Origin of the sequence: Photobacterium lipolyticum (assembly GCF_003026475.1) — a bacterium.
GTDB classification, from domain to species: Bacteria; Pseudomonadota; Gammaproteobacteria; order Enterobacterales; family Vibrionaceae; genus Photobacterium; species Photobacterium lipolyticum.
Genome location: NZ_PYMC01000002.1, coordinates 367,883 through 387,057 on the forward strand (window position 1 = coordinate 367,883; position 19,175 = coordinate 387,057).

Below are 19,175 nucleotides of genomic sequence, written 5' to 3' on the forward strand. Positions count from 1 at the left end.
CGCCTATATATTTTCCTGAGCTAATGCCTTTGCCTGCTTAAAGCTCTCTATGGCCAGCAAGCGGGCCAGTTTATGATCCACAATAGGTCGCGGGTAATCTAATGTATTTGCCCCATCCCAAAGGTGGGGGGTATGGATATATTTGTTCGGAACATCTTTCAGCTCCTTTATCCATATACGAATAAAATCACCAGTTGGATCAAATCGCTGGCCTTGTAGGGTCGGATTAAACACCCGAAAATAGGGCTGCGCATCGGTGCCTGTCGATGCGGCCCATTGCCAGCCACCATTATTAGAGGCAAAATCACCATCGATCAGGTGAGACATAAACCATTGCTCTCCCGCCCGCCAGTCAATTAACAGGTCTTTAGTCAGAAAGCTGGCAACGATCATCCGAAGCCGGTTATGCATCCATCCTGTCGCCAGCAGCTGGCGCATCGCGGCATCAACAATCGGAAAACCCGTTTGCCCCTGCTGCCAGCATTTCAGATCTTCATCCGCATCCCGCCATCTGATTTTCGATGTCCAGGCATGAAAAGGCTGGTTCCGGCTTAACTTACCGTAAGCTTCTGTCAGGTGGCGGTAGAATTCTCGCCAGATCAATTCATTCAACCAGCAAAACGCACCTTGATCAGAGGGCTCAAGACACAGAGGAAATGAACTTCGTAACATGCTGATACATTGCCTGGCCGACAAAGCACCAATTGCTAAGTAAGGCGATAAACAGCTCGTGCCATCTATAGCGGGGAAATCTCTGTGCTGATGGTATAGCTGCACTTTTTCTGAACAGAAGGCCTCTAAGCGCTGACGTATGGCATCTTCTTCGACAGGCCATAACACACTGTCTTTTTTCGGATAAGTAAATGGAGTTGATCTGTCATCCTGATCCAGCAATGATGCTGTTACCGGATGAACAACGACCGCTTGAGGCGCGGGCTGCGCTTCAGGCAGTAACGAGTGGTAGACGTTCAACCACTCACGGCGAAAGGGAGTAAACACCTTAAAAGGCTCACCCTGCTTGGTTTTTACCCTGCCCGGCGCAATGGCGCAGCTGTCATCAACAATACTGAATTCGACCTGCATGTTAGCCAGAGCCAGACCAACATCATGATCCCGTTGTTGCTCATTCCATTCATCCTGCTTATTGCAGAACACATGGGATATCTGGTATTGCTGGACCAGTTTGGTAATTAACTCAGGAATAGAGCGGTAATCACCAACTTCGAAGATCAGCAGCGGGATGTTCAATTCACGGAGCTGTTGTTGTAATACCAGCAATCTGCGCTGAATGAAGTCGACCTGGATCGGAGCGACATCGTGTTGATGCCACTGCATCGGCGTCGCGACATACAACGCAATTACGGGACGACCTGAGAGGCAAGCATGACGTAACGCGGTATTATCGACAGTCCGCAGATCAGCCCGAAACCACAGCAAACTCGTCCCTTTATTGTTCATTAACTCTCCTTGTAAAAACCTTTACAATACTCTTCCAGAACGCTGTCGTTATTGCCTGTTCATCTGTATCCTTCACCCGTAAATATAGGCAACAAATTGATTATTACTAAATTCACAACGAATAACGCAACTTAAGCTCTTCCGGATAGGGGTTTAAGAACCGTTGCGACTGCAAATACTCATTAGGGTGCTGCTGCAAATAATGCTTAAACAAGGTCACAGGCGCCAATAATGGCAGGTGACCTTTGCGATAATTGATAATTAACGCCGTCAGTTCGGCCTTTTGCTCTTTATCCAGCAACCGTTTGAAATAACCCTGCATGTGCATTAACACATTAGTATTAGTACGGTTGTTCGCTTTATGCTTAATCGCTGTCATAAATTGAAGACGGTACGCAATGAAAAAGTCTTCAATATCCCACTCTTTAATTGTCGCCACCAACCGGCCCAGCGATTGGTATGAAGTCAGGTTATGTGCCATCAGCACCAACTTATAACGGGAATGGAACTTAACAATGGCCTCCCGGGTCAGGTTGCCGTTGAGTGACTGGTATAAGTCATGAAGCGCAAATACGCGAAAAACAAAGTTTTCTCTTAATACCGGATCTTGCAGACGGCCATCTTCTTCGACGGGCAACCAAGGCATTTTTTCCATCAACTGACGGGTAAATATGCCGATTGTTCCCCCCGGGATGGTATTGCCATTGGCGATGTATAGCTTTACGCGCTCCATGCCGCAGGTCGGTGATTTGGCACAGACAATATAGCCACATAGTTCCTGTTCCTGCAGCTGCGTGATCTTCTTATCGCTAAATATCAGCATCTTTTGGGTGTGATCCTGATTCGCATCTTTCGTGCCGACCAGGCGTTGCTCCCCGTCCGTATCTAACAGTCGAATAGCTGGCCGAGGCGTTGGCAAACCGATACCTACTTCAGGACAGACGGGCTGAAACTGAAAATATTGTGCAAGATCTTCGGCAACAAAACGGTTTCTTTTATGTCCGCCATCAAAACGAACGTTTTGTCCAAGTACACATGCACTTATACCCACTGGAATACGCATTGTCTTTTCCTCACACTCAGAACTAACTTATATATGTATGTATACAGGGCAGAACTGAAAAAAGATCATTCTCATCACATTTATTTACAAACTTTGACAACAGACGATGCCAGTCAAACCTTCTGACTGGCATCAATTCAATCAACTTATTATTTTAAAATCAATATCTTATATTAAATTTTTATGGTGCCATATTATCGACATTGAGCACCAGGCCACCGCCAAAATCATCGGTCGCCACGACAGAGTAAACCCCGCCGTCATCAACTGTTGCTGTAGCTGACACAGCCGGAGTAAAGCTGGCATCACTCGCCAGGATCACCGCCAGAAAGTAGGTTCCGGCAGGCACATTCAAGGTAGACGTACCTTTGAACGCAACCCCTTGCAGAACAGCCGTCGTCTCATCAAATACGCCATCGGCAGAGGCGTGAATATCCACCAGCCCCAGGGTCTCTGCTGTTGGGCTCGCATGCACAACACGCAATTTCGCATAAGTCGCAACCGAGCGCAGATCTTCGCTAATCGCTAAGGGTTCAATGGTGGAATCGGTGACTGAATTTAACTTACCTACAGCATAGATACTGGTAGTTGTTCCTGCTTCGAAACTGGTTCCCGGGGCATCGATAACGACCAGGCTGTTATCAGCGGAAGCCGCTACACTCAGGTCGTAACTGTCTGGGGCAAGATCGAGACTGCGAAATTCCTTAAAGACAATATTGGTCAGACCGCCTACGGCAGAGCCGGAAGCCAGCACATCGACAGCCGGCGCATCATCGACGGTATGAACGACGCGTACCGTCGCTTTTTCTTCAGTGCTACGCAGTACATTCACCGCACTGCCATCAGCAACCAACAGGTTTACCGGTGAAACAGCCCCCCCGTTAACATTGGGCACTGCAGTGATCATCAGATCGCTGCCGCCAGCCAGATCCAGTTCCCCGCTGTCAAAGGCGATACCTTTATCACCGCTGAGGGTAAGTCGGATTCGGTAGGTTCCTGCAGGAATGGTCACCGGCAGATCAGCACTGTCGACTTTAAATTCAAGGCCACTGATAGCGGGTGACTGGTCAGCGATATCGTCCGTGGTGGTCAGATAGATATCGACCCCCGGCACATTGGGATGGGCGTGCAGCACATCGATGCGCACTTGATCGTTTTCCGGTGAGATGTCGTCTCGGGATAACACCACAGGTTCAATGTCGGCGGTATAGTTCAGCGCCACGATGTCATATTGCATATCCGGCGCGAAATTAAGGTTGGCCCCAATCACTTCAGCCGATGCGTCGCCAGCCAGCAATGCCTCAACACTCACATCGTAGGCGCCGGAATCAAGGCTGATGAGGCCGCTGCCAACCTGATAATCGACTAGGCTGAGGCCATCTACAGTGGTGCCATTCAGTTTAATATCAACCAGCGGCGCATCAGCGCTGGCATGTGTTACTCGGATCTTGGATTGAGCATTATCAGAGTTTGAGTCATTACAGCCAAATAGCAGTGTTGTGGCTCCAAACATTAGTCCTAACGAGTAAGCATTCATTCGATTTACCCTCTTCCTGTTTTTTGTTAGTCGGAAGTGATTACGCCTGCAGACTCAGTTTGGATCAGCCAAATAACAACTTATTTTCTCTTCCGTCTGTATGTCATTAATTACTTTATCTATTTATCTCTGTCGCCATTACTCATTTAATAATCATATATCGCAGTGATCCTTATACGGTAAAATTGCGTTATACAGGTATGGATACCATGCTTCTAAGTGATACGATGGAAAACTCGATTCAATTATCTCATTCCGGCAACATTAAGGAGCTTATGGTCAGCGAAGCTTCCGCAGTGGGTGATATGGGCGACTTATTGTTCAATATTGCTCATACACGGTGTAAACAAAGTTACGAACGGCTGTTCGTACAGGTCGCTCCACGTCTGCTCAATTTCTCCCGAAAACAACTCAGGGACGAGTCAATGGCATTAGAAGTGGTCCAGGAAACCATGTTAAAGGTATGGTTAAAGGCTCATCTTTACGACGAAACTAAAGGAGCGGCAATGACATGGATTTACTCTGTCGCTCGTAACGTCAAATTCGATTTACTGCGACGAACCAAACATCAGCAAGACTGGGTACAAGGCGATGACTTATGGCCGGTACTCAGTGAAGAGCGGGAGTCGGACAGGCTGCCAAAAGAGTTTGAACCGATCGTCAAGCAGGAATTACAGGAGTTGGTAAACCAGTTACCGCCGGCGCAGGCCGAGGTCGTCAGGATGATTTGCTTACAAGGAATGTCACACCTTGAGGCTGCAGATGCGCTGGGTGTGCCATTAGGAACAGTGAAAAGCCGTTTACGATTAGCATTACAAAAAATGAAGGAGGCACTGGATGACTAACGTTCACTTTCATCCTAGCGATGATACTCTGGCCCGCTATGCCGCTGGCGATCTCGATCCTGCCTCCAGCATTATGATGAGTGCCCATCTGGAATACTGCATCAACTGCCGACTGCGTATCGATGAACTTGAAGCCAGCTATACACAGGTACTTGAATCGACACCAGCGGAACCGATGACCTGTGGGCTGACAGAGATGTTAAGCCAAATCCTCAGCCAGCCAGCAGAGCCGCTGGGGGTAGAGCCGGTTCCGATTTCAGGAGTACTTAAACTGGATAACAAAGAATTCCACCTTCCAAGAGCGTTACAACGTCACAAGGATGAGATAGGGCCATGGAGTCGTCTGCCGGGTAAAATACAGCGAGCCTATGTATCAACGGGAGGCAAGAGCAAGATGAACTTCATTTATATGGAACCTGACAGCGCCCTGCCTGAGCATACTCATCAGGGCCTGGAAATCACCTTGGTTTTATCAGGTCGGTTTACCGATGAACATGCCAGCTATGGCCCCGGTGATTTTATTGTTCAGACCACTGAACATCAGCACTCGCCAAAAACCCGGCCGGGACAGGATTGCCTCTGTTTGACCCTGCTGGATGCTCCGTTACACTTTACCTCCGGGCTCGCAACGTTGCTGAATCCATTTAGTCAGTTGTTTTTCCGCTGTTAGGCGGTAGAGAAATTGGACTGATAACATAGTCATAGAGAGGTCGCAATACTGCGACCTCAAGAATGAAACGCTAAAAAGACCGGGATTATGGCAGTGGCTTAAACCAACCCCAGGTTGATTAAAATCAACCAAAGGTTTTATTAGCGCACTTTACGAGGCGCAATAATATCCATCGACGATACAGTCAGTTCCAAAGCCGATGCTTCCTCCTGTTTCATCTATTAGCTCCGGCGCAGTCACTGCAGGACCAATAGTCATGTAAAGCATACCTTCAAGCTTCCAGTCCGAATATTTCTCTAACATTGCCTGTACAATATCTTTCTGTGGTACCAAAGGCTTGGCTACCTCTTGGTACAAGCTCAGATATTCGATAGCCTCTTCGAAGATTTCAAGGCCACCCACGGCACCATGACCCGGCACCACTCGTTCAATATCGTACCGTTCCGCGATATCCTTGATAGATTCAATCCATAAATCCGGACGATTCAGACCCGCGCCAACGTAATAGTGGCAGCGGTTATAACACTGATCGCTGGCAACATAGGTTTTCAGCTCAGGTATATAACAGGTGGTCAGGTTAATGGTTTCAGAAGGTTTGCTGTCAATCAGCTCTATCTTGTGTCCGTCATAATCGAACACATCCCCTTCCAAAGGTTCAATTGTGAAAAGTTCCGTTGGGATTTCATCGTCAAAGGTGCCGGTCCAGCGGAGAAGACGTGCTCTGAACTCAAGATTGATTTCAGTGATAACCGCAGGTCTTGCGTAAGCTTTTGCCGCGGGAAAAGCCTTAAGTAATTCAACCCCACCCCAAACGTGATCAGGATGACTGTGGGTCAGTATGATACTGCTGAGTGTCTTGCCCGCATCCCTTAGTCGTTTTACCAATGCTTGGGCATCGGTCTTTGTAAATTGGGCATCGATAAATAGTGCCTTTTCTTCTGAAAAGAGCAAAGTCGTATTAGGCCATGGGGCTTTGGTTCCGTAATAAACTTCAAGTATAAGCTTATTATCGCTCATAATATGTCTCCAGTATTTGTTTGCTTAATGGATTTTATACAGAACACTCAGTGGGACCGGCCGCTCACCATATGAGCTTTCTATATCAATCGATCGAATAATAATGGCTATAATTATTGTTATATCAGGCGGTTTACTTGCTGATAGTTAATAAGATTTAAAGTTGAGGAACGTTACTCAACAGTGTCCTAGCTCCATCCCCCATGCAATGCTCCATGAACTAATACATAAGTGCTCATATAAACATTAGGTTATGAACGGTGATCTTCTATGATTGTCGACTAAACCGCTCTGATGCTTGATTTATTTATACTACCGCGCCCCCTTAATATCTCTCAAAGCTTGATATTTATGTACGCTACCTAAGGCGGTGAAAGGGCAGGAAAGGCGGTAGCCAGAGCTCTACCACTTAGATATCGAGGTTGCCGGATTTTATTTCATCTGACAGACCAGGGTAAGGAGCTTTGGAGATTACTTTCTCATTATTCGCGCCAACATTTTTTGCATATGTAATACAAGCGAACTCATCCACAACATCTTTAGGGTATGTATTATATTTTTCTCTTGATTCTTCCATCAAAGAAATATGGTCATTTTGGAAACAGACGGTAATTTCTGGATGTTCATGAACCCAATTAGGGAAGAAGATTACGCCGTGCATTTTGTTGTCATTCAGCATGAAGTTCAGGCAGACGTCAGTACCGGTTGGTTCTGTCCATGAAATTTTATAAACATCTTTTGTCAATTCCACTAAGTGTACTTTTTGGTCTTTTACCCATCTGCCAGCAACCATGCCACTGTGAATCCGATAATCTACCGTAGTTTCATTTTTGATATAAATTTCATACTCCCAACCATTGGCATATGTATATATCATGTGTGTTCCAATAAAGTCTTTCATAAGATAACCTCTTGTTTATTCATAGTTAATATCACATTACACCGTAGTCACAATGCACTTTACCTCGATCCTTGAGGGATAATATCCTCAAATCACGTGATATATATTACAATCAATAATTGAATGTAAAAAGCGCAATTATCCGTTTAAATGTATCAGTTTTTTTGATATTTTATCCAAATGGCATGCTCAGTATCATAGCTGCATACGTCATCAGGTTGGGATATAGAAGTTGTTATTTAATGGCCTATGATAGCGTTTGCGGCGAGCTAAATGTTTGGGTATTTAATAAAATAGAGGATGCCAAATGCTAACAAAAACAACCCTAGAGCAATGGATTGTACTGCAAACTGTTGTTGAGACAGGCGGATATGTTCAAGCAGCAAAAATATTAAATAAAAGTCAATCATCAGTAAGTTATTCATTGAACACATTACAAGAAAGACTAAATTTACAATTACTGCATATTGTAGGCCGAAAGGCTGAATTAACCGATGCAGGAAGAATGATGCTGGCTCAGGCTAGGCCTTTACTCACGGCTTTTAAACAGCTGGAACTCAGTGCCGCAGGGTTGAGGTCCGGGGTTCGTCCATCGCTTAACTTGGTTGTGGACAGTGTATTTCCTAAGTCTATTTTGCTGTGTTCATTGAAAAAGTTTCAAGAGAGTCATCCCCAGACTCAAATACATTTGAGTGAGATATTGCGCACGGAAAGGGAAAGTGAATTAAGCGCTCAACAAGCAGATTTGTATATTACTACCCTGAATTCGGATAGTGCAGTATCAGGAAGTCCACTCATTGAGATAGATTTTATTGCTGTCGCAGCAGCAAGGCACCCTCTGCACAGTATGATCGGACCGATATCGGCTCCTCAATTGATGAAATACCCGCTAATTACACTGACGGACAAGGTAAGTCAGCAACAGGGAATGAAAAAAATCTCTTCAATGTCTAACTGGTCATTTACGACTGTAGATGCGGTTATTGAAGCAGTGTGCCATGGAATTGGTTACGGATGGCTACCAAGGTACCACATACAACACTTGCTTGATTCTGGAGAACTGAAAGCTCTGCCTGTTTCTATTGAGCCCACACGTAAGACAGTATTCTATCTGGTCTTTGGTATTGAGGGGCAGTGTTACGATAATACTATTCTTGCCCTGGCAGATATCATTAAGGCCGAAGCCATCGGCTAGATCGCACCTACAACTCAAGCAACCGGCAAATTGTTTGCTCGAACCACTCATATCGTGCAGGAAGTTGGCGGTATCGTTTTTTTGTTAAGTAGAGTTTTTCTGTCACATTGTGAGTCAGCGGGGCAACATACAGTGATTGCTGTGGTTCAAATTGAGCAATGGCTCGGGCTGGTAAGACAGTAAAACCCAACCCTTGCGATACGGGAAGCAATATTTGGCTTAACTGATTGATATAGCTTTTAATGCTGAGGCTTTCACTGCCTCTGTATGAATTGAAATTATTGGCTTTTAATACTTTTTCTACGTAATGAAAACCATCAGGATGGTTAATAAAACCGAGCGTATTGAGGAAGGCAAAGTCTATTGCTTCATTTTTATATTGGATAGGAAGCACTAACTGCAACGTTTCATGGCCAACCTGATATTGCACTAATTCATCTGAATCTTCCTGTTGTGTTACGATGCCGATATCTATCTTGTTATCTAAAATATCATCGATAATGTTCTGGTTTGGCGCTGCCTCTACAGATACATTTAACCCGCTATGTTTGCATTGATAAGCAAGAAAGTGGGGATATAAATGCATCGCTAAAGCACCCGAGCACGAAAAACGACATTCACCTTGCAGGGGATCATCTTGTTCGATCGCTTGGTGTAATTGCTCTTCTAATGCCAGCATTTGTTGGCCGTATTGATATAATTTTTCACCCGCCAAACTCAATTCAAATTGTTTGCCGTAGCGATTGATTAACGTTGTTTTTAGCTGCTCTTCCAATTTTTTAATATGCTGGCTCACCCCGGGTTGGGTCATGTGCATCTTTTCTGCCGCATGCGTGAAGTGTCCTGTCTTCACCAGCATCATAAATGTTGTCAGCCATTTTTGATTTATCATAAATCACCACATAACAAAAAATCATCAAAACAAGAATAAATGATAATTTAGTCTTTTGATATTCGAAATATACGCAGGATCTGCTTTCCTTGAAGAAGGACATTAATAATGACAACCCACCGAAATGGCAGAAGACGATAGCGCTGCCATAATTGGTAAAGACCAAATACCTCGCCCCCTCTCTGCGGCAAGCCAAGGAGGTCTCTTGATTAAGTTCTTACTCAACCAGGAAGTCCGAGAAGAAGCACAGCTCTCACCGAACATGACGGTACTCAATTACCTGCGCACCAAAGCGAAGAAAACCGGCACCAAAGAAGGTTGTGGTTCAGGTGATTGCGGTACATGCACTGTGATACTTGGTGAACTGAACAACGGACAACTGCAGTATCGTTCTGTGAACGCCTGTCTTACCTTTGTATCGGCCCTTCACGGCAAGCAACTCATCACGGTTGAAGATCTGCAAAGCAAAGACGGCTCTCTCCACCCGGTTCAGCAGGCGCTGGTTGACTTTCATGGTTCGCAATGCGGCTATTGTACCCCCGGGATTATTATGTCGATGTTTGCGCTTAGCAAAAACCGTCCTCAGGCCGATAAACAGGATGTTCTCGAATTCCTGTCAGGCAACTTGTGCCGATGTACCGGCTACCGCCCGATCATCGACGCGGCATTGTCGTTATGTAAAAAAGCGCCCTATCAGGATCAGTTTGCCGAACAGGTGCAATCCACCATTGATAAGCTCAACAGCATCAGCAACGAGCCGGCAACCCTGCAGTTCAACAATCTTTCCAGCTTTTCACCCGCAACGATAAATGAGCTGGCAGAATTGCTGCAGGCTTATCCGCATGCACACATCGTCGCAGGCGGCACCGATCTGGCCGTTGACGTCACCCAGCGCCACCGTGAGATCGAGTCGCTGATTGATGTCAGTCGGGTAATGGATATGAAGGTAGTGAATGAGACCAATCACCACCTTGTCATCGGGGCGAACGTGTCGCTCAGCGATTGCTTCGGCGTACTCAACAAGCACTACCCGGACTTTGGCGAGATCCTCCGTCGCTTTGGTTCAAAGCAGGTCCGCAATCAAGCAACGCTGGGGGGCAACATCGGCAATGCCTCTCCCATCGGGGACACCCCGCCGCTGCTGATCGCACTGGATGCAGGCATCACCCTGAGCCGAAGTGGAGAATCTCGCACCATTCCTGTCGAAGATTATTATCTCGGCTATAAGGAAACCGCCCTGCGGCCATCCGAATTTATCAAAAAAATCATCATTCCCAAACCGGAGGCCAGCAAAATGTTCCGCGCCTATAAGGTATCGAAACGGCTCGGAGATGATATTTCTGCCGTCTGTGGCGGATTCAATATCGAACTCGAAGACGATACCGTCACGTTTGCGCGGATCGCCTTTGGCGGCATGGCGGAAATACCCAAACGGGCCGTTCACTGTGAACAGGAATTGATTGGAAAAAAGTGGAACATTGCCACGATAAACACGGCGATGGCAGCACTGGCGTCTGATTTTGAACCCCTGTCAGATTTCCGTGCCAGCAAAGCGTACCGCAACCAAACGGTTGCCAACATGCTCTACCGCTTTTTTATCGAGCAGCAAAACAGCCAAATCGAAACCAGGGTGACCTCTTATGTCTAAACCAAAAAAAACTGCACTAGAGCACGCTGACATTATCGCGGATGTTAACCAAGACTTAAGAACTGGCGTTGGTCACAGCGTACAGCACGACAGTGCTGGCAAACATGTCACGGGCGAAGCCGTATATGTCGATGACCGCCTTGAGTTTCCGAACCAGCTCCACCTGTATGCCCGGTTAAGCCCCCAGGCACACGCCAACATTACCAGGTTAGATATCAGCCCTTGTTATGACTATGACGGGGTGGCGCTTGTTATCACCAGCAAGGACATTCCCGGCGAGATCGATATCGGAACGATTTTCCCCGGCGATCCTCTGCTGGCAGATGGCAAGGTGGAATACGTCGGCCAGCCAATACTTGTCGTTGCCGCCAGTGATCCCGACACGGCCTATCAGGCGGCACAGGCGGCTATTATCGAATACGAACCGCTGCCTGCCATTCTTGATATGAAAGAGGCATTGACGAAAAAGCATTTTGTCAATGATCGCCACTGGCAAAAACGCGGGGATCCACACACCGCCCTCAGCACTGCCGCCCATGTCTTGAGCGGTGAGATCCATATCGGCGGGCAGGAGCACTTCTATCTGGAAACGCAGGCCAGCAGTGCCATACCTACCGAAGACGGCGGGATGGTCGTCTATGCCTCGACCCAGAACCCGACCGATGTCCAAAGGCTGGTCGCCAAGGTACTGGGAACACCAATGCGCAATGTGACTGTCGATACCCGCCGGATCGGCGGTGGATTCGGCGGCAAAGAAACACAAGCGGCTGGCCCGGCCTGCATGGCTGCGGTGGTCGCCAACCTGACCGGACGTCCGGCTAAGATCCGCCTGTACCGGGATGAAGATATGTTGATGACAGGCAAGCGGCATCCGTTCTATAACCGCTACCGTGTCGGCTTTGATGACAACGGCGCCATTCAGGGCATTGAAATCACGCTGGCCAGTAACTGCGGCTACTCGCCGGATCTGTCTGCCGCCATTATCGATCGCGCCATGTTCCACTGCGACAATGCGTATTATCTGAGCAATGTCAGCATTACCGCGTATTGCTGCAAAACCAATATCGCCTCCAATACCGCCTGCCGCGGCTTTGGCGGACCGCAAGCAATGGTGACCATCGAGCACATCATGGATGAGATCGCCTGCTACCTCAAAAAAGATCCGCTGGAGGTACGCAAGACCAATTACTATGGCGGCGAAGGGCGCAATATCACCCACTACTACCAGACGGTAGAGCATAACCTGCTGCATAACATTACCGAGCAGCTTGAAACCAGCAGTGACTACCATGCCCGCCGTCTGGCTATCAATGCATTTAATCAACACAGCCCGATCCTCAAAAAAGGGCTGGCGCTCACCCCGGTGAAGTTCGGTATTTCATTTACCGCGTCGTTTCTTAACCAAGCGGGGGCCCTCATCCATATCTACACCGATGGCAGCATCCATCTCAACCACGGCGGTACAGAAATGGGGCAAGGCCTGAACACCAAAATAGCCCAGATTGTGGCGGAGGAATTTCAGGTCGATATCAATCAGATCCAAATCACCGCTACCACCACTGATAAGGTGCCGAACACATCGGCCACCGCCGCCTCATCCGGAGCCGATCTGAACGGCAAGGCGGCACAAAATGCCGCTAAAACTATCAAACATAGGCTGATCACGTTTGCCAGCTCACACTTTAAGATCAGCGAAGATCAAGTGGTTTTCACCCAAGGTTTCGTTCACATCGGTAATAATAAATTGCCGTTTGCAAAGCTGGTTCAGCTGGCTTACTTCAATCAAGTATCGCTATCGAGTACCGGTTACTACCGCACACCAAAGGTTCACTATGACGAAAAGCAAGCACGTGGTCGCCCCTTCTATTACTACGTGTTCGGTGCCGCCTGTTCCGAAGTTATTGTCGATATCCTGACCGGTGAATACAAAATTCTCCGGACCGATATTTGTCATGATGTGGGGTCGTCATTAAACCCGGCGATAGACAAAGGTCAGATCGAAGGCGGCTTTATCCAGGGGGTGGGATGGCTGACCACAGAAGAGCTGGTCTGGGACAAGCATGGCCGCTTAGCCACCAGCAGTCCGACCAGCTATAAAATCCCGACCATTGCTGATGTTCCGATTGATTTCCGTACCCAGCTGCTAGAGCACAATGCAAACCCGGAACAGACTATTTTTCACTCGAAAGCCGTTGGCGAGCCTCCGTTCATGCTGGCAATCTCGGTACTGAGCGCGCTGAAAAATGCCATTACCTATACTTCGGAGAACGGCAGGATGCCATCACTTGATACCCCTGCCACTCCGGAACGGGTACTGTGGGCAATTAAAAGCGTACAGCAACCGGATGATTCAACGACTAAACAAAGTGCCAGAATCAAAACTAAAATTAAGCGCACACCAAACTGACCCGGAAGGATCTGCGTATGTTCGGCGATGACTGGATCCACGAACTTGCCCGTCTGAAAGAGCAAGGCGAAGCCTGCGTGCTGGTTACCGTATTGGAAGAAAAGGGATCGGTGCCTCGTGACGCCGGTACCAAAATGGTGGTGACCCGTGACTCCGTGATTGCCACCATCGGAGGAGGCCACCTCGAATATCAGGCCACACAAATCTCGAGGGAGATGCTGCTGGCAGGAGAACACCAGTTGAAAATAGAACGCTTCAACCTGAGCGCCCGACTTGGCCAATGCTGCGGCGGTGTTGCCTCTCTCAGCTTCGAACCGCTCTGCCGGCAGGCAAACCACCTCGCGCTATTCGGTGCCGGACATGTTGCCAACGCTCTGATCCATATTGTCTCGACCCTCCCGTTCAAGGTGACGTGGATCGACGAGCGCGGCAGCGCCTTCCCTGATCCGCTTCCGTCAGCCACAACAAAAGTCATCAGCGATAACCCGGTTGCCGAGGTTAATCAGATACCGCCTCGCAGTTATTATCTGGTGATGACGCACAGCCACCAGCTTGATTTCGAGCTTGCCCGCGCCATCCTCAAACGCAATGATATCGCCTATTTCGGCCTGATCGGTTCAACAACAAAATGTAAGCAGTTTAGCTACAGGCTACTCCAACGCGGTTACAGCCAGACGGACATCGAACGAATGACCTGCCCTATCGGCATCCGGGCGGTGAAAGGAAAACATCCGGCAGAGATCGCCGTTTCTGTCGCCGCACAGCTGATTATTCATTATCAGGAGCAGGAGCATCAACAAACCAACAATCACCCGCAGTCAGTATGAAGCTGCTCTATCCCCTCAATACCCGTCCGCCACTTGGCTTAACCCTGTTGTTAGCCCTCCAGCACATGCTGGCTTCTATTGGAGGTATCGTTGCCATGCCGCTGATTGTCGGCACATCCATCGGCCTGCCAAACAGTGACGTTGTCACTCTGATCAATGCCTCTCTGTTGGCCTCCGGTATCGCGACAATCATCCAGTGTCTTGGCCTCGGGCCGATCGGAATCCGCTTACCTGTGGTAATGGGATCCAGTTTCGCATTTTTGGGCATTGCGATTGTTATCGGCAAAGAAGGGGGAGTCAGCAGCATAATGGGCGCGGCTTTAGTCGGCTCGCTGGTGGTCATCGCGGCAAGCTTTTATATGCATAAGGTGCGCGCACTCTTCCCCACCGTTGTCAGCGGTGTGGCAGTCACTCTGATCGGCTTGACCATTTTACCGGTAGCCATGGATTGGATCGGCGATGCCCCAGTTGCCAGTCCAGAGTTTGCCTCCTTGCCAAAACTGTTTCTGGCTCTGATCTCGCTTGCGATCGTCGTTGCAGTTTCAGCTTATGGCCGAAACACGCTGGCCGCGGCGGCGATTGTTATCGGCCTTGCCGGCGGCTATCTCATCGCGCTGGCTTTGGAGATGGTCGACTGGCAGCAAATCTCTGAAGCCCATTGGTTTGCTCGCCCTGAACCTTTCAAATATGGTTTTAGCCTCTCCCTGGGAGCCATTGTCAGTATGAGTCTGGTGTATTTGGTGGTGATCGCCGAGGCCACTGGGGATTTCATCGCTCTGGGCAATAATTGCCATATCAACGTCTCCGGTCATGATTTAAAGCGGGGGGTATTAGCTGACGGGTTGGGGAGTACCCTAGCCGCCATTCTGACAGCGATGCCACTGGCCTCTTTCAGCCAGAATGTCGGAATTGTCGGGCTTACGGGAGTCGCCAGCCGTTATGTTGTTGCTACCACCGGAGGCCTGCTGATCATGGCGAGTCTGCTGCCAAAATTTGCTGCCCTTACCGTCACGATCCCTAAACCTGTGATTGGCGGGGTAGGTCTGGTGATGTTCGGGATGATTGCCTATACCGGGATCCGGATGCTGGTTAAAGCCAGTGACACCAAACGCAACGCGTTAGTGGTTTGTGTGGGGCTGGCAGCCGGTTTAGCCGTCACATTCGAGCCTCGTTTAGTCCAGCACCTGCCGGATGAAATGGCGACCTTCTTTCATTCTGGTATCGCGACAGGCACGATCACGACAGTGCTTCTTAATCTGGTCTTACCAAAACCGCCTTCAGGTGAAGACGCAGACTAACCTTATGCCTGAGTGACCGGTATTCACCGCGCAGTCCCATTGCATTACCAAAATTATGCATGTTAGCAAAAATAGACGATTACAACATTTAGCAGCAGGTTTCAGAATATAATCAGCATGAAAAAACAAAAATAAACCAATTCGTTAATGGATAACGCCCTACTCGACAGTGTCAATATTTATGGGCAGTAGCCCATATAAGGCTCTCTCCTACAACAGTCAGGACGGCAAATTACCCGCACAAGCAGCTTGAACCCAGCTCGGATGAGTGGAAAGATGACAACAAAACAACGGCAACCAATAGCGCTCAGAAGTACTGATAACATGAACCAGCCTCTCCCTGTATTAGACAAGCGATTCCAGATTGACTCCCACTACGGTGTGGTCGTCCACCGGAACTTCAAGCCCCTATATGCCGATGACAACTATGCCCGCACCTTCGGTTTCGACAGCGGTGCAGCAATACTTGCCGTTGACAGCCTACTGGAGCTGATCGCCCCACATGAGCACGAAACGGCGGTCCGGGACTACGAGGCCATCATGGCCGGCCGTGATAACCCGGGGATCCATACCTACCGCAATATCGGCAATGACGGCACTGAATTTATCGTCCTCACCGTCGACCATGTGATCGACTGGCAGGGTGAGCCGGCAATGCAGATCACCGTCATGGATCTGAGTGCCCAGTTCGATACGCTCCAGCAGCTCCATGACAGCGAGCGGCGCTACCGCGAGCTGGTAGATGGTTCGATACAGGGAATACTGGTCCATCGCGACTTCAGGCCGCTGTTCTGCAACCAGGCTTTCGCCGGCATGTTCGGCTTTGACAGCCCGCAGGCGCTGCTGGCGACCGAATCCATTCTGCCATTATTTTCTGCCGACTTTCATCAGCAGGCTCGGAAAAACTACCACAGCCTAGTCAGCGGCCGTAAAAACAACCTCATCAGCGAGATTGAATGCCAGCGTATCGACGGTAAGACCGGCTGGCTGAATCTGCTGTCGCGCCCCATAACCTGGAACGGCGGGCAGGCTATCCAGGTTACCGCCATGGATATCTCCCGGCAGCACCAACTGCGCAAACAGCTGGAATACCGGGCCAACTATGACGGGCTGACCGAACTGCTCAACCGACGTGCCACGTCCGAAATCCTTGAGGCCCAGCTCGTCAGCCACAGGTTGCAAGCCCTCCCCCTGTGTTGCGTCCTTATCGACCTTGACGACTTCAAGGCCGTCAACGACCGCTTCGGCCACTGTGTCGGCGACGAAGTACTGAGGCAGTTTGCCGTCACCTGCCGCCACCACCTGAGACAAACGGATTTTGTTGGCCGCTGGGGCGGCGAAGAATTCATCCTGGTGCTACCTAATACGATTGCCGAGCAGGCCAGAATTCTCACCGAGCGCCTGCGCCAAGAGATAGCCAGCATCGCGGTAGCCACCAGCAGCGGCGAGATCGGGATAACAGTCTGTATGGGAATCGCGGATCTCCGGGACGGGGAAAAAAGCGCTGAGCCGCTGCTGTCAAGGGCCGACAGAGCCCTCTATGCAGCCAAGCACAATGGCAAGAATCGTGTCGAGCTGGCAGAGGGGTGAAGTGATAGGACATGGCTTTAAGAATCCGTGAACATCATATCTATCCCCCCCGAGTGTAGCAACTATCCCGGCAGAGTTAGGATTGCGACCAATAACCCTTCTATTTCGCATTATGAAGTATCTCAAGACCAAACCTTGACGATACAAACACTTTGTATGTTCAAGTGGGTTAATTGCTTGCCTGCTCATGATGCTTGGTTAGTTGCTTAAATAACATGTCTTTTAACGCCACGCGCTGAAGCTTTAGATCATGCATATTGTCATCATCAATCGGGCTACCCGATATCTCCAGCTGACGGATATTGTAATCCAGTTCATGATACTGCTGAAGATCGGCTTTGAATGTTGGATCATCGTGGTTGAGCTGAACAATGTCTAATTTAAGATCAGGAAAATCTAAGATAAAGGCATGGTTTTCATTTAGCATCGGCATTCCCTCTTCAGTCGGATTACCCATTAGTATAGAAGTAATTTGTTGAAAGAAATGTGGCTTAAAACGCAAAGCAACCAAGTGTGCAGTAAGCGAAGCTTTCAAACACTTTTGAGGGCATTATCAAATTATAGTTAATAGTCTAATGACGGTTTGAGTGTAAGCAATTCTGAAAAAGTAACAAATGATCAGTCAAAACCAGAAAAAACGGGTCAATTACTAACTTAAGTAATTGACCCGGTTTGTTTTCACAACTATTTGTTTTTAAAAACCACGAGTGGCTTAATTACACTTCGTCACCTTTTGCGCTGTCACCCGCAACTCTTCGGCTTTACAACCCAAGTCAGAAGAGAGTTTATCGGTATCGCCAAAACAGCCCATATCAAAACTGGTGAAGTAATCTAGAACTCCAGTAGTAGAGCGCGCCGTTGTTGGACAACTCACCCGATAATGCACATCAACACACTCAACCGCCTTTGGCTTAATTTTAGGTAGTTGACCGCCGACATGGATCTCACCATAACACTTCATGGCACCCAGACGAGTCCCGGAAAGCAGCTTGCTAAGGTATGCACGCTCGGCCTGCTCTTTGGCCAGTTTTTCGGCTTGACGCTGACGATCCTTTTCTTGCTTCTGGCGCTCTTTTTCTCTCTGTCTGGCCAGCTTTTCAGCCTCACGCTGGCGTGCCAGTTCCAATTGACGCCTGCGATCCGCTTCGGCTCTTCTCTGCTGCTCGGCCTGATCCCGCTGCTGGGCGAGTTGCTGTTGCTGCTTTCTCTGCCACTCAGCCTCCTTCTCCTGGGCCTTACGCTGTGCCTCGATATAGTCTCGCTCTTGCTGTTCCCTTAACGTGTTGGCTTGGCGTATTGCTGTATTGATCTCAAGATTACGCTGCGCATTCCTTTCAGCCATATCAGCTAATCCTTGGTTTAAGCCCTGCATGAAAGTACTCATGATAAGGGTATCATCGGCGGCATCCTCTTCTTCCCACGCCAGCCGTCTTAGCCGCTCTTCCTCACGTCGTCGTTCTCTTTCTCGCCGTTCGGCTTCACGCTTACGCTGTTTAGCCATGGCGATTTCTTTAGCCTCAAGATCTCTTTCATTGCCAAGATCCCGCTTGGCGATCAATATCTCCGCTTTGTCGGTCTTACCGTTGGCATACTTGGCTGCCTCGGCAAGGTGCCTTTCAGCACAACGGTAATTTCGGGATGATATACAATCATTGGCTCGATCCAGGGCATCGAGAAAGTCCATGCGATCCAGTTGATCGAGCTGATCAAGCATATCCAGCATTTCTTGTTGGCTAAGCTGTTCATTGCCTAATGATGGCGCCGCAAAGGCTATTATCGATAAGATGCTTATTAATAAAGTACGTAATGTTCGTTTTAGTTTCATTT

16 protein-coding genes are annotated in these 19,175 nt (G+C 48.6%); 8 read left to right on the plus strand and 8 right to left on the minus strand.

Annotation, left to right across the window (positions count from 1 at the left end; genetic code table 11):
- Nucleotides 1-3: 3 nt before the first annotated feature.
- The 3 genes from phrB to C9I89_RS04475 all read right to left on the minus strand — a co-directional run bounded on the left by phrB (nucleotide 4) and on the right by C9I89_RS04475 (nucleotide 4,058).
- Nucleotides 4-1,458 carry a deoxyribodipyrimidine photo-lyase gene (gene phrB / locus C9I89_RS04465; protein ID WP_107282146.1) on the minus strand — a complete coding sequence of 485 codons (1,455 nt, stop codon included), beginning with the start codon at nucleotides 1,456-1,458 and terminating at the stop codon, nucleotides 4-6.
- Between the two features lie 112 nt (nucleotides 1,459-1,570).
- On the minus strand, nucleotides 1,571-2,521 hold the full coding sequence (locus C9I89_RS04470) for a YbgA family protein (RefSeq protein WP_107282147.1): 951 nt from the start codon (nucleotides 2,519-2,521) through the stop codon (nucleotides 1,571-1,573).
- A gap of 181 nt (nucleotides 2,522-2,702) precedes the next feature.
- A complete protein-coding gene (locus C9I89_RS04475; protein WP_107282148.1) occupies nucleotides 2,703-4,058 on the minus strand; it encodes a DUF4397 domain-containing protein in 1,356 nt (451 codons plus the stop codon).
- Nucleotides 4,059-4,285: 227 nt separating this feature from the next.
- Between C9I89_RS04475 and C9I89_RS04480 the strand changes: the two genes are divergently transcribed.
- Nucleotides 4,286-4,903 carry a sigma-70 family RNA polymerase sigma factor gene (locus C9I89_RS04480; protein ID WP_245905399.1) on the plus strand — a complete coding sequence of 206 codons (618 nt, stop codon included), beginning with the start codon at nucleotides 4,286-4,288 and terminating at the stop codon, nucleotides 4,901-4,903.
- Nucleotides 4,896-5,573, plus strand: coding sequence for a ChrR family anti-sigma-E factor (locus tag C9I89_RS04485; RefSeq protein ID WP_107282149.1), 678 nt, complete (start codon nucleotides 4,896-4,898; stop codon nucleotides 5,571-5,573). Before C9I89_RS04480 ends, C9I89_RS04485 begins: the two co-directional genes overlap by 8 nt.
- A gap of 150 nt (nucleotides 5,574-5,723) precedes the next feature.
- Here C9I89_RS04485 and C9I89_RS04490 read toward each other — a convergent pair whose 3' ends face one another.
- The gene (locus C9I89_RS04490) at nucleotides 5,724-6,590 is read right to left on the minus strand and encodes an MBL fold metallo-hydrolase (protein ID WP_107282150.1); all 867 of its coding nucleotides are present in this window, start codon (nucleotides 6,588-6,590) and stop codon (nucleotides 5,724-5,726) included.
- 409 nt (nucleotides 6,591-6,999) lie between these two features.
- The gene (locus tag C9I89_RS04495; RefSeq protein WP_107282151.1) at nucleotides 7,000-7,491 is read right to left on the minus strand and encodes a phenolic acid decarboxylase; all 492 of its coding nucleotides are present in this window, start codon (nucleotides 7,489-7,491) and stop codon (nucleotides 7,000-7,002) included.
- A 307-nt stretch (nucleotides 7,492-7,798) separates the two neighbouring features.
- On the opposite strand from C9I89_RS04495, the gene C9I89_RS04500 reads away from it, so the two are divergent.
- The gene (locus C9I89_RS04500) at nucleotides 7,799-8,686 is read left to right on the plus strand and encodes a LysR family transcriptional regulator (RefSeq protein WP_107282152.1); all 888 of its coding nucleotides are present in this window, start codon (nucleotides 7,799-7,801) and stop codon (nucleotides 8,684-8,686) included.
- Between the two features lie 7 nt (nucleotides 8,687-8,693).
- Here C9I89_RS04500 and C9I89_RS04505 read toward each other — a convergent pair whose 3' ends face one another.
- A complete protein-coding gene (locus tag C9I89_RS04505; protein WP_107282153.1) occupies nucleotides 8,694-9,578 on the minus strand; it encodes a LysR family transcriptional regulator in 885 nt (294 codons plus the stop codon).
- A 205-nt stretch (nucleotides 9,579-9,783) separates the two neighbouring features.
- Here C9I89_RS04505 and xdhA point away from each other — a divergent pair, with 205 nt between their 5' ends.
- The 5 genes from xdhA (at nucleotide 9,784) to C9I89_RS04530 (ending at nucleotide 17,348) form a co-directional block, all read left to right on the plus strand.
- A complete protein-coding gene (gene xdhA / locus C9I89_RS04510; protein WP_107282318.1) occupies nucleotides 9,784-11,226 on the plus strand; it encodes a xanthine dehydrogenase small subunit in 1,443 nt (480 codons plus the stop codon).
- Nucleotides 11,219-13,633 carry a xanthine dehydrogenase molybdopterin binding subunit gene (xdhB, locus tag C9I89_RS04515; protein ID WP_107282154.1) on the plus strand — a complete coding sequence of 805 codons (2,415 nt, stop codon included), beginning with the start codon at nucleotides 11,219-11,221 and terminating at the stop codon, nucleotides 13,631-13,633. Before xdhA ends, xdhB begins: the two co-directional genes overlap by 8 nt.
- A 17-nt stretch (nucleotides 13,634-13,650) precedes the next feature.
- The gene (gene xdhC / locus C9I89_RS04520) at nucleotides 13,651-14,460 is read left to right on the plus strand and encodes a xanthine dehydrogenase accessory protein XdhC (protein WP_107282155.1); all 810 of its coding nucleotides are present in this window, start codon (nucleotides 13,651-13,653) and stop codon (nucleotides 14,458-14,460) included.
- On the plus strand, nucleotides 14,457-15,758 hold the full coding sequence (locus C9I89_RS04525; RefSeq protein WP_107282156.1) for a nucleobase:cation symporter-2 family protein: 1,302 nt from the start codon (nucleotides 14,457-14,459) through the stop codon (nucleotides 15,756-15,758). The genes xdhC and C9I89_RS04525 overlap by 4 nt, the downstream gene beginning before the upstream one ends.
- Before the next feature lie 276 nt (nucleotides 15,759-16,034).
- A complete protein-coding gene (locus C9I89_RS04530) occupies nucleotides 16,035-17,348 on the plus strand; it encodes a sensor domain-containing diguanylate cyclase (protein ID WP_170107612.1) in 1,314 nt (437 codons plus the stop codon).
- A gap of 169 nt (nucleotides 17,349-17,517) precedes the next feature.
- Here C9I89_RS04530 and C9I89_RS04535 read toward each other — a convergent pair whose 3' ends face one another.
- Nucleotides 17,518-17,775, minus strand: a complete 258-nt coding sequence (locus tag C9I89_RS04535) for an HP1242/YdcH family protein (protein WP_107282158.1) — start codon at nucleotides 17,773-17,775, stop codon at nucleotides 17,518-17,520.
- Between the two features lie 285 nt (nucleotides 17,776-18,060).
- Nucleotides 18,061-19,173 (minus strand): hypothetical protein, encoded by a 1,113-nt coding sequence (locus C9I89_RS04540; RefSeq protein ID WP_107282159.1) that lies wholly within the window; start codon nucleotides 19,171-19,173, stop codon nucleotides 18,061-18,063.
- Between the last annotated feature and the right edge of the window lie 2 nt (nucleotides 19,174-19,175).

Bases quoted from the DNA above. Each gene is read 5' to 3' on its own strand.
- C9I89_RS04485 (WP_107282149.1), top strand. From the start codon at position 4,896: ATGACTAACGTTCACTTTCATCCTAGCGATGATACTCTGGCCCGCTAT.
- C9I89_RS04540 (WP_107282159.1), bottom strand. From the start codon at position 19,173: ATGAAACTAAAACGAACATTACGTACTTTATTAATAAGCATCTTATCG.
- xdhB (WP_107282154.1), top strand. From the start codon at position 11,219: ATGTCTAAACCAAAAAAAACTGCACTAGAGCACGCTGACATTATCGCG.
- xdhC (WP_107282155.1), top strand. From the start codon at position 13,651: ATGTTCGGCGATGACTGGATCCACGAACTTGCCCGTCTGAAAGAGCAA.
- C9I89_RS04490 (WP_107282150.1), bottom strand. From the start codon at position 6,590: ATGAGCGATAATAAGCTTATACTTGAAGTTTATTACGGAACCAAAGCC.
- C9I89_RS04505 (WP_107282153.1), bottom strand. From the start codon at position 9,578: ATGATAAATCAAAAATGGCTGACAACATTTATGATGCTGGTGAAGACA.
- C9I89_RS04500 (WP_107282152.1), top strand. From the start codon at position 7,799: ATGCTAACAAAAACAACCCTAGAGCAATGGATTGTACTGCAAACTGTT.
- C9I89_RS04475 (WP_107282148.1), bottom strand. From the start codon at position 4,058: ATGAATGCTTACTCGTTAGGACTAATGTTTGGAGCCACAACACTGCTA.
- C9I89_RS04535 (WP_107282158.1), bottom strand. From the start codon at position 17,775: ATGCTAAATGAAAACCATGCCTTTATCTTAGATTTTCCTGATCTTAAA.
- C9I89_RS04495 (WP_107282151.1), bottom strand. From the start codon at position 7,491: ATGAAAGACTTTATTGGAACACACATGATATATACATATGCCAATGGT.
- C9I89_RS04480 (WP_245905399.1), top strand. From the start codon at position 4,286: ATGGAAAACTCGATTCAATTATCTCATTCCGGCAACATTAAGGAGCTT.
- C9I89_RS04525 (WP_107282156.1), top strand. From the start codon at position 14,457: ATGAAGCTGCTCTATCCCCTCAATACCCGTCCGCCACTTGGCTTAACC.
- C9I89_RS04530 (WP_170107612.1), top strand. From the start codon at position 16,035: ATGACAACAAAACAACGGCAACCAATAGCGCTCAGAAGTACTGATAAC.
- phrB (WP_107282146.1), bottom strand. From the start codon at position 1,458: ATGAACAATAAAGGGACGAGTTTGCTGTGGTTTCGGGCTGATCTGCGG.
- C9I89_RS04470 (WP_107282147.1), bottom strand. From the start codon at position 2,521: ATGCGTATTCCAGTGGGTATAAGTGCATGTGTACTTGGACAAAACGTT.